At 47.3% G+C, this 13,728-nt stretch carries 9 protein-coding genes and 1 pseudogene; 3 read left to right on the forward strand and 7 right to left on the reverse strand.

Going from position 1 to position 13,728, the window contains the following annotated elements; translation table 11 throughout:
- The first annotated feature begins 118 nt into the window (after positions 1–118).
- From DMN77_RS09090 to DMN77_RS09100, 3 genes are all read left to right on the forward strand, one after another.
- The gene (locus tag DMN77_RS09090; protein ID WP_179014522.1) at positions 119–2,278 is read left to right on the forward strand and encodes an alpha-amylase family glycosyl hydrolase; all 2,160 of its coding nucleotides are present in this window, start codon (positions 119–121) and stop codon (positions 2,276–2,278) included.
- Positions 2,279–2,584: 306 nt separating this feature from the next.
- Positions 2,585–3,034 (forward strand): MarR family winged helix-turn-helix transcriptional regulator, encoded by a 450-nt coding sequence (locus DMN77_RS09095; RefSeq protein ID WP_068779766.1) that lies wholly within the window; start codon positions 2,585–2,587, stop codon positions 3,032–3,034.
- Between the two features lie 76 nt (positions 3,035–3,110).
- Positions 3,111–4,301 (forward strand): MFS transporter, encoded by a 1,191-nt coding sequence (locus DMN77_RS09100; protein ID WP_068779765.1) that lies wholly within the window; start codon positions 3,111–3,113, stop codon positions 4,299–4,301.
- 154 nt (positions 4,302–4,455) lie between these two features.
- Here DMN77_RS09100 and DMN77_RS24135 read toward each other — a convergent pair.
- From DMN77_RS24135 to DMN77_RS09130, 7 genes and pseudogenes are all read right to left on the reverse strand, one after another.
- Positions 4,456–4,686 (reverse strand): annotated as a pseudogene (locus DMN77_RS24135) (MFS transporter); the annotation flags it as partial.
- A complete protein-coding gene (locus tag DMN77_RS09105; RefSeq protein ID WP_179014523.1) occupies positions 4,583–5,656 on the reverse strand; it encodes a cache domain-containing protein in 1,074 nt (357 codons plus the stop codon). The pseudogene DMN77_RS24135 and the gene DMN77_RS09105, both read right to left, overlap by 104 nt.
- Positions 5,657–5,714: 58 nt before the next feature.
- Positions 5,715–6,806 carry an AraC family transcriptional regulator gene (locus DMN77_RS24215; RefSeq protein WP_372775674.1) on the reverse strand — a complete coding sequence of 364 codons (1,092 nt, stop codon included), beginning with the start codon at positions 6,804–6,806 and terminating at the stop codon, positions 5,715–5,717.
- A 215-nt stretch (positions 6,807–7,021) separates the two neighbouring features.
- Positions 7,022–10,069: a glycoside hydrolase family 2 TIM barrel-domain containing protein gene (locus tag DMN77_RS09115; RefSeq protein WP_306294244.1), complete on the reverse strand. Its 3,048-nt coding sequence runs from the start codon at positions 10,067–10,069 to the stop codon at positions 7,022–7,024.
- 55 nt (positions 10,070–10,124) lie between these two features.
- The gene (locus DMN77_RS09120; RefSeq protein ID WP_068779759.1) at positions 10,125–10,931 is read right to left on the reverse strand and encodes a response regulator transcription factor; all 807 of its coding nucleotides are present in this window, start codon (positions 10,929–10,931) and stop codon (positions 10,125–10,127) included.
- Complete coding sequence (locus DMN77_RS09125; RefSeq protein WP_179014525.1) at positions 10,931–12,823, reverse strand: sensor histidine kinase; 1,893 nt, start codon at positions 12,821–12,823, stop codon at positions 10,931–10,933. Before DMN77_RS09125 ends, DMN77_RS09120 begins: the two co-directional genes overlap by 1 nt.
- Positions 12,824–12,848: 25 nt before the next feature.
- The gene (locus DMN77_RS09130) at positions 12,849–13,724 is read right to left on the reverse strand and encodes a carbohydrate ABC transporter permease (protein WP_068779757.1); all 876 of its coding nucleotides are present in this window, start codon (positions 13,722–13,724) and stop codon (positions 12,849–12,851) included.
- Between the last annotated feature and the right edge of the window lie 4 nt (positions 13,725–13,728).

The raw sequence follows: 13,728 nt of genomic DNA on the forward strand, positions 1-13,728 counted from the left end.
TATTTGGCGTAAGCAGCGCGAAAGGAGGAATTCTGCCTTCATTCAGCGCTTGGCTTGGTATACAAGGAAGGAAACACATTCAGAAACCTTACTAAAAATTTGAAAGGCGGCTTGATTAATGAAACGGATGATTAAAAAATCAATAATCACACTTCTTGCTACCACCTTTCTCTTTGCAGCATGGCTCGCTCCCACTATTGCCGTTCCTTCGGCAAGCGCCGCTCCTGATACATCGGTTCTGAACAAGCAAGGGTTCTCCACCGATGTTATCTATCAGATTGTAACCGACCGCTTTGCAGACGGGGATGCTTCCAACAACCCGTCCGGTGCGGCATTCTCTTCAGGATGCACCAATCTTAAGCTTTACTGCGGCGGAGACTGGCAGGGAATCATCGATAAAATCACCGATGGCTATTTTACGGGAATGGGCATCAGCGCGCTGTGGATCTCCCAGCCTGTAGAGAATATATACAGCATTATCAACTACTCCGGCGTCAATAACACAGCCTACCACGGTTATTGGGCCCGCGATTTCAAGCGGACCAACCCGGCGTTTGGCAGCATGGCCGATTTTCAGGAGCTGGTTAACACCGCTCATGCCCATAACATCAAAATAATTATAGATTTTGCCCCGAATCATACTTCGCCGGCTTCCGAGACGGAACCCTCCTTCGCAGAAAATGGACGGCTATACGATAACGGCAGCCTGATCGCCGGCTACTCCGGAGATACGAACGGTATTTTCCATCATAACCTGGGGACTGATTTTTCATCGCTGGAGGATGGTATTTATCGCAATCTGTATGATCTGGCCGATATCAATCACCACAACGATAAGACGGACGCCTACTTCAAAGAAGCGATCAAGCTCTGGCTGGATATGGGGATCGACGGCATCCGGGTTGATGCGGTGAAGCATATGCCGCAGGGCTGGCAGAAGAATTGGATGGCTTATCTCTCGGAATATAAGCCGGTGTTCACTTTCGGCGAGTGGTTTCTTGGAGTTGGGGAAAATGATCCGCAAAACACCCGCTTCGCCAATGAATCGGGCATGAGTCTGCTCGATTTTCGTTTCGGGCAGAAGGTTCGTGACGTATTTCGCGACAACACCGATAATATGTACGGCTTGAACAGCATGCTGAGCGAAACCGCCGCCGATTATACACATATCCATGATCAGGTTACATTTATTGACAACCATGACATGGATCGTTTTAAGCTTGGAAATAATAACCGCCGCCTGGAACAAGCGCTGGCCTTTACACTTACCTCGCGCGGCGTTCCGGCTATCTACTACGGTACGGAGCAGTACATGGCCGGCAATGGAGATCCGGCAAACCGCTCCTTCATGAACAGCTTCTCAACGGCGGGCACCGCCTATCAAATCATTAGCAAGCTGGCGCCGCTTCGCAAGTCCAATCCGGCCATTGCTTACGGCAGTACGCAGGAACGCTGGATCAATAATGATGTTTATATATACGAACGGAAATTCGGCAGCAGCACGGCACTGATTGCCATTAACCGCAGCGAGACTGGCACTGCAGCAATTACCGGTTTGCAAACATCGCTTCCCGCCGGCAACTATGCGGATGAGCTGGGAGGACTGCTGGATGGCAGCAGTATAACGGTTAACGCCACGGGCGCCGTTGCTGCCTTTAGCCTGCCGGCTGGAGCTGCCGCCGTATGGCAATTTGCTGCCGACGAGACTTCGCCGATTATTGGCAATATCGGACCGGACCTGGGGACAGCCGGCTCAACGCTGACGATTGACGGACGCGGCTTTGGCGCTGCCAAGGGCACCGTCTTCTTTGGCACAACCGCGGTCACCGGCAGCCAGATCCTTCAATGGGAGGATTCGCAGATTCAGGTCATCGTTCCGGCAGCTGCCCCCGGCAAGCATGACGTGACGGTTCGCAGCGGCAGCTCTGTGGACAGCAATAGCTACACCAGCTTCAATCTGCTGACAGGGCAGCAGGTATCGGTCCGCTTCATTGTGAACCAGGCCAGCACCGTGTACGGCGAAAATGTCTACCTGACAGGCAATGTTGCCGAGCTCGGCAACTGGGACCCGAACAAGGCGATCGGCCCTTTATTTAATCAGATTATCGCTGCCTATCCGTCCTGGTACTATGATGTCAGCGTGCCTGCGGGAACAGAGCTGCAGTTCAAATTCATTAAAAAGAACGGTACGGCGGCCAGCTGGGAAGGTGGTGCCAATCACAGTTATATAACACCAACCAGCGGTGTCGGTACGATTGTAGTCGACTGGCAGCCGTAATCCTCAACTCAATAACCGAAAGGTCCGGCCGGGGGTCACCCCATCGGCTGGACCTTTTTGTGTTCAGTACATTTAGTAAAATCAACCAAGCCAGGATCAGTGATCTCGGTGATCCTGGCTTGGGACAAGAAATCCCATTATTTTGTTTCCCAAAAAATCTGATCTCATGGGTTGACAATAAAAGAAAGCTAATATAGATTAGTTAAGTGAACTAACCTAATTTGGTTGCCTGTCTCTCATTTTTTCTCTTTATGGCAAACGACCAATATTATGTTCAAGTTTTGTCTATACTCAAGGAGGAACATCATGCTTGAAGAATATCAAAAATTAGTTAACGAATTAAATGAGGTATTGAACGAATACTATGTATTTTACAACAAGGGAGCAAAAAAACTTGATGAATATCACCTTTCTGTCCAACAAGAAAATATTTTGCTTTATGTAGTTCAGAATGAGGGAATTACTGTAAATGAGATTGCCGAGAATTTTTCAATCACAAAAAGCGCAGTCAGCCAGGTACTTACCCATTTAGAGGACAGAAAATTTATACGCCGGAAAAGCAACCCTGATGACCGTCGGGAAACCTTGATCCTTCTTGGGGAAGAAGGAAAAAAATATGCCCATTTGATCAGCGAGGCGGATGCAGCTTTTGTGAAGCAATATTTCTCCCATATTGAGGTAGAGGATCTGAAGCAAGTACTTCTAACCATGAAAAAAATCAATCGGGTGATCAAGCAGTCCAATAATAAAGCTTGATAAACCTTTTGAAAGCCCCGATCGTGCAACTAAATTCAAAAAAATTAGAATATTAAGATCTAGTGAGGATTATTCCATGAGTAAGTTTAACAAAGAAAAGATATCTTTAGGTTTAGTCTTATTCAATCTATTTATTGCCTACGTAGGGATTGGCCTTGTAGTCCCGGTCATGCCGTCATTTGCACATGAATTGCATTTAAGCGGCGGGACCGTAGGATACTTGATTTCCGCATTTGCTTTTGCTCAGTTGCTCATGTCACCAATTACCGGCGTTTGGGTCGATACCCTCGGTAGAAAGAGAATGATTGTCCTCGGACTGTTTCTATTTTCGTTCTCGGAGCTATTATTCGGGTTCGGGAATCAGGTCTGGGTCCTGTTTCTATCGAGAATCTTAGGGGGAGTCAGCGATGCGTTCATTATGCCGGCCGTCATCACGTATATCGCAGACCGAACTTCATTGAAAAACCGGGCCAAAGTATTAGGTTACCAAGCGGCGGCAATCAGCGGCGGCTTCATCATCGGTCCCGGACTGGGCGGCTTTATCGCTGAAATCGGAATACGTGCCCCGTTCTTTTTCGCCGCAGGATTCGCTTTCATCGCAGCTGTCTTTTCATTATTTATGTTAGAAGAAACGATGTCTAAGGAACAACTGATGAAGCACCGGAGCGAAAAAAAGAAGGCCAACCTTATTGGAGAACTGAAAAAGTCGGTCCATTCCGCCTATTTCGCGCCGTTTCTGATCGTTTTCGTGCTATCCTTTGGATTAGCCGTCTATGAAATGATGTTCAGCCTTTTTATGGATGCCAAGTTCGGTTTTACGGCTAAAGATATTGCCGTGATCATCACCGTCGGCTCCATTCTCGGTGTAGTTGCTCAAATCGCACTTTTCGAAAAGCTGGTGAACATATTTGGCGAGAAAAAATTGATTCATGCCATGCTGCTCATCGCCGCCCTGTTTATTCTCGCTACGATCTTCATGAACAGCTATTGGAGCATTATGGCTGTAACAAGTATTGTATTTTTTGCTTGTGATTTGCTTCGTCCTGCCGTAACAACACTGCTATCTAAAATGGCAGGGGAGCATCAAGGTTTTGTCGCCGGGATGAATTCCACCTATACAAGCCTTGGCATTATTGTCGGGCCTGCCATCGGCGGTATCCTGTTCGATGTAAATCTCAATCTTCCATATATGTTTGCCGCCGTTGTACTGTCCGCTGCTTTTGTTATGTTTATGATATGGAAAGGCAAAGCGATCAAGACGCAGTAATTGTCTTATTCGGATAAACCTTGATGCCTGTTCGTTCTTAGTGAAAGAATGATATCGCGCCACGATATCATTTAATACGACGCAAATATAGAGAAACCTGGACTTTTCAAACCCAAGGTTTCTCTTTTTGATGATGTGGATTCGATCTGGATGATTACATTCTGTCCTCTATTTTCACAAAAAAAGAAATAATGATGGAAATGGATAACAGAATCAGCGGAACAACGCTGATCAAATAACGAAAGGTGGACTCCGGATCGGGTCCCGGATTATCACCGCTTTCATACCCGAAGATAACGCACACTACAAAAAATGAAACTGAAGAAATCAAACCACTTGACCGAACAATAAAGCTGCTGACAGCTGTATAGATGCCTTCCCTTTTTTGCTACAATCCTCATCAGCTTAGCAAGCTTCAACAAGGGGTTCATAAAGCTGTTTGCAAGCAGGGGAATTACGATCATAATCAATAAGGTCACAATAATAAAAGATATGAAAATCGCCCTCTGTATAGCCTGGAGCCCCCCTGCCATTTCTCTAAAGGGCAATGCAAGAACAATGGTCCATTGAGTAAGCTCTGAATGCTCTAAGGCGATCAGCCACTTTTCTCCCTGCCATTGCCGCAATGAAGCCTTGTCATAATTAATATTTAATTGTACCAAGTCCGTGTTTTTTCTTGCCGCTCCCATCCATTTTCGTTCTGGATGATAGACAACCGTATCATCCGCTGCAACTACAAGGAAGACACCAGGAGCTTCTCCTTCCGCCGAGTCCATTTCGAACATTTCCTGAATTTGCGATAAGGATAGATCCACAACGAGATATCCAATATGTTCCGTTGTATCTGTACTAAATATAGGCATGACGAGGGAGACCGCATAAGTTCCTGCGCCGTTAGCGTAAGAGATACGATGGGTAGCCAGAATGGCCGGCTTTAATAGAGGAGGGCAGTTAAACCAGGGCTCGTTCTTATATGGCTCTGTTGTTAAATCCGGGCCGTTCAGTGAAACAACACTTTCCATTTGACGGGGAACTAAAAACATGTCAATTATCTCGGAGTAATTAAGCGCTACATACCTGCTCAATGCTCTTCTAAGATCGTTAATATCGTCCGCGCTCACCTTGTCCGGATTAGTCAAATAACGCTGTACCAGATCATCATTAAGCAGGGAAGAAGTAGACTGAATGACCTGTTTAAAATATAAATCAAGCTGATGCTTTTTGCTGAAAACCGCATCGTAAGATAATGCAAAAAAGTTTTTTTCTACTTCCTTTGTATAATATAACTGGGATATAACAGTGATAATGACAACCGATACTATTACTATATTAATAGACAAAAAAACGGCGATCATTTTTATTTAATGGACAGGTTCTGAGCAGATAACCGTCTCTTCCAAGTAAAAAAATCAATCATGACATCAACCGATTTCTGAATTCTTTTGGCGTCATTTGAGTAACTTGTTTAAAAACCCGGTTAAAATAAGGCAGAGAAGCAAAGCCTACCAGCTCGGCAACCTCATAAATTTTTATATCAAAATCCACCAGCAATATCTTCGCTTTTGCAATCCTTATTCCATTTAAATAGTTGACGAATGTTTCCCCGGTATATTGTTTAAACAAGGTACTGAAATAACTGGGGCTTAAATGAACATGATCTGCTGCTGCTGATAAGGTCAGATGATTCATATAGTTCTTCTCCAGATAGGCATACACTTGTTTAATCGTATGTGACGCTTCCCCGCCGGCATAAAGCGGACGGCGTTCGAGCCAAGCAATAACTAGCATTTCAAAATACCGAATAATCACTTTGTCTTCTGTATTCTCCGGCATGGGGGGAGCACTAAACCGTTCATCCAGACTTGCGATAAGTTCGTTCAATCGTCCGGCTATAATACGCAAAAAACCGAGACGTACACCTGGCCGGGCCCCTTTCATCCTGAGAATCGAGGAGATGAGTACTGTAACCATCTTAAGCAGCTGAACACCATCGCCAAGGAAGAGCTGATCCAAAAATTCCCGAACCTTAAACATATAAGCTTGCTCATCCTGCAACGAATACAAGCGCTCCTTGCTGTTCAGCAGCGCTTGTTGCACCTGCTCCCCGCTGACGGGCTTCAACAAATAATCGGACACATCATAGCGTATAGCCTGACGGGCATATTCAAATTCATCATAACCGCTTATAACAACGGTTACGATCGGCAGCTTGTAGGCATGAATATGTTTGGCCAAATCCAGCCCGTTCATGGTCGGCATCATAATATCTGTTACCAGAATGGACGGCCAGAGCTCCTGTATCATATACCAGGCTTCCTCCCCGCTTGACGCCTCGCCTACGACCTTGAATCCGCTGCCCAAGCCTTCAATCATTTTGACTAATGCGCTGCGAATCCACATTTCGTCCTCTGCTACAACAACGTGATAAATTTTAGCTTCTCCCCTTTGCGCATCTGTTTTTAGAATGAATAACTCATGTATAACAGATAAAGCAAAACCGTATATGTGACTTAATTCTCACGTAATGATCCCGTCAAAAGAAACGGGCCTCTTCTTCCGCCAGGAGTCATCCGAAGTCTTACGAGGAAAAATAGAGCTTTGGGGGCAAATCATTTGAATGGGCTTGCGCGGGCAGTCCAACAGTAATCTTTCGCCTCCCTCCCGTAAAGGGGAATGTTTGGCAACATTCCCCTAAACTGATAAGCAGCGGCCTGTCATGATTATTCATCTTCCTTATTAACCGGCTTCAGGGTCAACTCAAAGTTAATCTGTTTCTCTTCAATCCGATACCTTTCGGCCAATTCCGGCCCGCAAGAATTCGAACCGACCCCGCTCATCCGATAATCCAGATGCACATAGGCCTCGGGCCGTCTCTTCAGCTGGTGAAGATGAGTGGCCTCGGTGAGATCCTGCGCCTTATAATGGGCAGCCTGGAATGAGAACGGCTGTGGCGCATCAATACGCAGTCCCATTCCCTGCTCATTCGAAACAATAGCCCAGTTCGTATCATATCGCGAGCCAAATTCCTGCGGCACAATGTAAGGGACAAACATTTGATCTACGCTGGTCAAATAGACCCCTTGCCGTACGCTCAGGCGCTTGTCGATATAGCTCTCGTGTGGCCCAAGCCCGGAGTATTCCACTTCCTCATTGCCAGGCGCTAATACAAGCTCAAGTCCAAAGCGCGGCAGCCAAGGCAGCTTCTCCCCCACTGCCGCGGTCGTCTTCAAGGTCAATTCTCCGGACGGAGCCACCTTCCACTCCATCCGTCCGCGTAGAAACGGCGCATGAATATAAGCTCCAAGCGAGTATTCAATTCCTATGCGGATCCCCCCGTTCGAGTCTACCTCCCACTCAGACCGATATACCTTCATTTTCGCCTTGTCATAGCCTAACTGCTCCCATGCCTGCCGGATATTACGATCATTATCTGTAGGCGCACGCCAGATGCTCAGCGTTGCAGGGGCTGCCAGCCGCTCAAGTCCATCCCGTTCCAGCTTGGTGAGAGCCCCTCGATGCAGATCAAACTCATATCGGAAATCAAATCCGTTCAGCAACAGCTTGCCGTCAGCTTCTAAAGCGCTAAGCCTCCCTTTAACTGGCGATGTCCGGCTTGCGCTGACTTCCCTTGCGGCTCCCGCCTGTTCGATAGGAAATTCCAATTCGGCAAATGTCAATTCATAACCCGGCTCCGCCCACTCCATATCCCGATCAAGCCGGAAGGAGAGCTGGAGCACCAGGCGTCCGGGATTAGGAGGGAGTGTATAGGGCAGAATCACGGTCTCCCATTCCTGCGGGGTCGCATTTAATTCCTGTAATTTGCCTTGATCAATAAGCACGTTATCCTCCAGGAGTCTCCAATAGGCGGCGATATGGGAAAGATCCGTAAAATCATAGCGGTTGCCGATTCGCACCCGGCCGGCAGCAAGATCTACCGTCTCCACCCGGACCGGTGCAAGCACTTGCTTTAGCTCCAACAGTCCGGCATGAGGCACACGATCTGGGGAGACCAGTCCGTCTATGCAGAAATTGCCGTCATTCGGCTGATCTCCAAAGTCTCCGCCATATGCATAATAAGGGGTTCCCTCCTCTGTATGGGTCAGAATCCCATGATCCACCCATTCCCACACACATCCCCCCATCAGCTTGGGGTAGGCCTCGAACACTTCCCAATAATCCCGCAGATCGCCCGGACCATTGCCCATGGCATGACTGTATTCACATAAAAAGAGCGGCTTCCTGTTCTGTTCGTCGCGTCCGTATTCGGCGCAGCTCTCTACAGAGCCATACATCCAGCTATCAACGTCGAGGCTGCGGGTACGCTCAGGCTCAGACTGGGAGCCAGGCGCCCCTTCGTAATGGACCAGACGGGAGGGGTCCCGCTGCTTGATCCATTCAGCCATAGCGATATGATTATCCCCAAAGCCTGACTCATTGCCAAGCGACCAGATCAGTACAGAAGGGTGGTTCTTATCCCGTTCTACCAAACGCTTGGCACGATCAAGATAAGCATCCCGCCAGTCCGGGTCCTCACTAAGAACATCCGTCTGAGCAGAGGTCCATGGGGTCCCCACGCTCATTCCATGGCATTCCAGATCCGCTTCATCGACCAGATAGAAGCCCAGCTCGTTGCAAAGCTCCAGGAAGCGAGGATCGTTCGGGTAATGGGAAGTCCGCACCGTGTTGATATTATGCTGCTTCATCAGCAGCAGATCATGCTTCATATGATTCAACGGCACCGTCTGTCCCAGCAGTGGATGTGAATCATGCCGATTAACGCCCTTCAACTTCAAGGCCTGACCATTCAGCTTAAATACACCGTCCACTACTTCCACATGGCGGAATCCCACTTGAATAGCTAAGCTCTCTTCCCCAGCTCGTACATACAGATCATATAAATACGGCTGCTCCGCATTCCAGAGCACAGGACGCTCCACCTGAATAGCCAGCGTGGAGGAATGGTCGATGAACCCTTCAGCCGAACCTGCGAGCAATGCTTGTGCATCCCGGAGCTCAACCTGCACCTGCAGCGGCCCCGTTGTATCCACCTCAACCTGCAATGTGGCTTTTTCGTAATCAGCCTCAAATTCCTGATGGGCAAACACGTCGCGAATATGCTCCTTGTCGCGGGCCAAAAGATAGACATCGCGGAAAATCCCCGAATACCGCCAGCAATCCTGATCCTCCAAATAGGTACCATCGCACCACTTGAGCACCAGCACAGCTATCCGGTTGACTCCCGCCTTGAGATAAGGGGTTATCATAAATTCTGCCGGATTGCGGCTGCCTTGACTGTAGCCGACGTATTGTCCATTAACCCAAAGATAGAAGCAGGAGTTCACCCCTTCAAATATGACATATTTCTCCTTTGCAGCCCAATCAACCGGCACCTGAAAATCGCGCACATATAATCCTGCAGGATTATCATCAGGCACATAAGGCGGATCTACGGGAAACGGATATCTTACATTCGTGTAATGAAGCTGATCAAATCCGTTGACCTGCCAGCAAGATGGAACGATGAGATCATCCCAACTGCTCACATCATTTTCTTCGGTATAGAATCCATCAGGCGCATTAACAACACTTGCGAAATATTGAAATTTCCATTTCCCATTCAAGGTTTGATAAAATGGCGAACGCCCCCGCTTCCGAGACTTGGCCTGCTCCATCGTCGCATAAGGAATATAATGAGCGCGTGCCGGCTCTCGATTTTCGTGCAGTTTCCCTGGATTTTCCCACAATTTAGGCAGGTTCTTCATGAACATTCATCCTTTCCTCCGAATCTTAAGATAACAACAGCAAGCCCTTTGACGAAATGAACTAAAGAAACTTGTTTCGATAATCGGTTGGAGTTAATCCATAATGTCTTTTGAAGCTGTCCCGGAAATGATCCTGATCCGTATAGCCAATCTGATCGCAAATCTCATAAATTTTGATCGTCGGGTCCTTAAGGAGCTGAACCGCCGCTTCCATCCGCACCTGGATAATAGCATGGTTTAAGGTCGTCCCGGTTACCTCTTTGAACACCTGGTTCAAATATTTTTCACTTAATCCAACATGGGAAGCAATATCGTTTAAGGTCAAGCTTCGCTTCATGTAATGAGCCAAAACATATTCAAGAGCTTGCTCCACCAGCTTTTTCTTTTTCACATTTCCGCCTATGCTGTTTAGCGGCATTTGACCCGATAGATTGGGAAGCTGCTCTCTCACCAACTGCTCCGCCATGGCCAGCCCATTGCGTTCCTCTTCTTCCTTGCGAAGCTGGGCAACGGCAAGTCCCACCACTCGTTGAATCTGCTCCGGATCTACCGGCTTCAGAACGTAATCCAGCACTTGTAATGAGATCGCCTTGCGGGCATACTCAAATTCATTCAAACCTGAGAGAATAATGCATTTCATGTCCGGATACCGCTGCAGCACACCTGTGATCAACTCGATGCCATTCACCTTTGGCATACTAATATCCGTTAATAGAATTTGGGGAGCAAGGACATCCAGCTGTTCCAGAACCTCCTCACCGTTACTTAGTGCTCCGACGATCTCTACATCTAGGGCACGCCAATCTATGGAGCGAACAATGGCTTCCCGAACCGTCCTTACATCTTCAGCTACCAGCAGCTTATACATTATTCATCCTCCATTCTTTCTTCCGATGCAGGATTTCCGAACAAGCTGGGACTAAGTCCGCCTTCATTCTTAATTGCTTCATCCGCCTCAGCGATAAATGGCATAACCGCTTCGACACAGGTTCCGTTGGGAACCCTGATATACCGCAGCCCATATTCTCCCTTCCGTTCCTTACAGTTCAGCACAATTCGGCGATGTACATTTAAAGTTCCATAGCCCCCTTCCGAGCTCTTCTCCTTGCTGCTCTCTCGGGCCAAACGCTGGTTCATCATGTTCGAATCCACTCCGCTTCCATTGTCTTCCACCCGAAGGATAACGCTTTCAGGTTCTCTTCTGGCTGAAATCGCGATTCGACAATTGCTCGTCTGATTGGCAAATCCATGTACAATGCAATTTTCCGCGAGCGGCTGCAAGATTAAGTGGATCACCTGTACCGCGGCCAACTCCTCCGGAATATCTATGCCAATCGTCAAGTCATCCAGCATTTGCTTCTGAATGTCTAAATAAGCTTCTACCTGACAAGCCTCATCCTTCAGAGGAATCCAGGTCTTGCCTTTATTTAACCCATAACGGAACACATTGGCAAGCGAACGAACGATCATGCTGGTCTCCATATCCCCGGATATCAATGCCCGACAGTTGATCAAATCCAAGGTATTATACAAAAAATGAGGATTGATTTGAGCCTGTAACAATTCCAACTGCAGTTGGCGCCGCTCGATTTCTTCAGTGAAGCTCTTCTCAATCAGCTGCCGAATCATAACCAGCATGGCTGAGAACTGTTGGTTCAACTCGTTAATCTCATAAATTTCCGAAATATCGCTTGGCAGGGGCTGCTCCAGCTGCAGCACATCCTTTCGCTGCATGGCCGAGACTAACCGGGATATGGGAACTGTCACCCGGGTAACAATCGAATGCATCCAGAATCCGGATACCAGTAGCGCAACAATGCCAATCACTGCGCAGATCATCGAGATCATAAAGGTATAGCGGCTAAAATGACTCTCTGGAACCAGGGCCACCAGCTTCCAGCCATTATCGAACGAATCGTACATAATTCTGTATGATTCGTTATCTACAGTGGCTTTAACTGTCCCTTTGGCGCCATGAAGCGATTGAACATAGGGCGTTCCGCTCAAATTATCCATAAATGAATGCCGGGCGCTATATATTACCTGGTTCTTCTCATCCAGCAGCAGATAGTAACCTTTATCAATAGGTGCGTTGCCAATCACACCCTGGATGCTTCGGGTATCGGCACCAACCATCACCGTGCCTATATTCCGTCCATCCTTATAGCTGAGCTTGCGACTCGCCAAATACACGACATTGCCCGTTCCAAAAGGCTGAGCCCACCACACGCCTTCGCTCTCATTACGATTCAAGCGTTGATACCATTCCGCATCGATCAGGTCATTAGCCTGATAGATTCCGGTTCCCCCGAAAAAATGGGCGGGTGAAACGCTATAAAGACTGCTGGTGGGCTCCAATAACATAGATACGCTATACGTTGTCTGAACTGCATTATTTGAAGCGACATTATGGAGCAGAGACAAGAGAGATAGATTTTGCAAATTTTTCTCCAGCTCAAAAAAGTCACCGATCGACTCATAATCCTGCTTATATTGACGATCAATGAGGTTATCAATAAACTGATTGGATCGCACGAACGCACTTACATTTTTCATAGTATCAAACTGATACCAGACATTCCGATGTACGAACTCCATCGACTGCTCCGCCATTTTCAGCGTATGGTTGTTCTGAACCTGAATCAGAATATAGCTGGAGGCCGTCGTGGACAGGACGATAAATACCACAATCAAACCCAAGAGCGGCAAGCTCAATTTGTTGAACAAGCGTGAGGTTTTACGCGATGCATTCTGTCCCATCTTCTCATCCCCTGCACATGGAATATCACCCCTTGACTGAGCCTACCATCATCCCCTGATCAAAATATTTTTGAACGAAAGGATAGATAATCAGCATCGGCAAAGCCACGATCACGATGGCTGACATTTGGATGCCGATCGTTGGCGGAGGTGTAGTTCCGGCCGCCTCTAACAGCTCAGGAGGCAAGCTGGAACTGGCTATAATGGTTCGAAGCACTAATTGCACCGGCGCCTTACTCCAATCCGTCACATATAGCATAGCATTAAAGAAATCATTCCAGTAGACTACTAAATACATTAAACCGATAGAAGCTAAAACCGGCATGGACAGCGGCAAGACAATTTGCCATAAGATGCGGAATTCCGAGGCTCCATCGATAGCAGCGGATTCCTTCAAGCTTTCCGGGATGCCCTCAAAGAAGGTTTTCATAATGATCATATAGAACGCGCTGAACGCCATAACCAGGATCAAAACATACGAAGTGTTCAGCAACCCTAGTTGCTTGATCGTAATATAGGTAGGGATCATTCCCCCCCTAAATAACATCGTAAATACAAAAAACAAAATCAGAATTCTACGTCCGGGCAGCTTTTTCTCAGCTAATGCATAAGCGGCGCCAGAGGTCAGAATCAGAGCAAGGATTACACCCCCGGCTGTGTTCTTCAGCGTATTCCCATAGGATTGATAGATCAGTGAACCCTTCTCCAGCAAATACTTGTAATACTCCAGGCTAAACGAAGTTGGAAACAAGACCATGCCATTTTTGGCACTGAATATATGATAAGGAGTAACGGATACAGTAATGACATACCAGAAGGGCAAAATAATAACAACTGTCATAAGTGACAAAAGAATATAGTTAGAGACGACAAATAACTTTTCTGTAGCGGTAAGCTTCATGATT

It is taken from the genome of Paenibacillus sp. 79R4, from assembly GCF_013393165.1.
Classification (GTDB): domain Bacteria; phylum Bacillota; class Bacilli; order Paenibacillales; family Paenibacillaceae; genus Fontibacillus.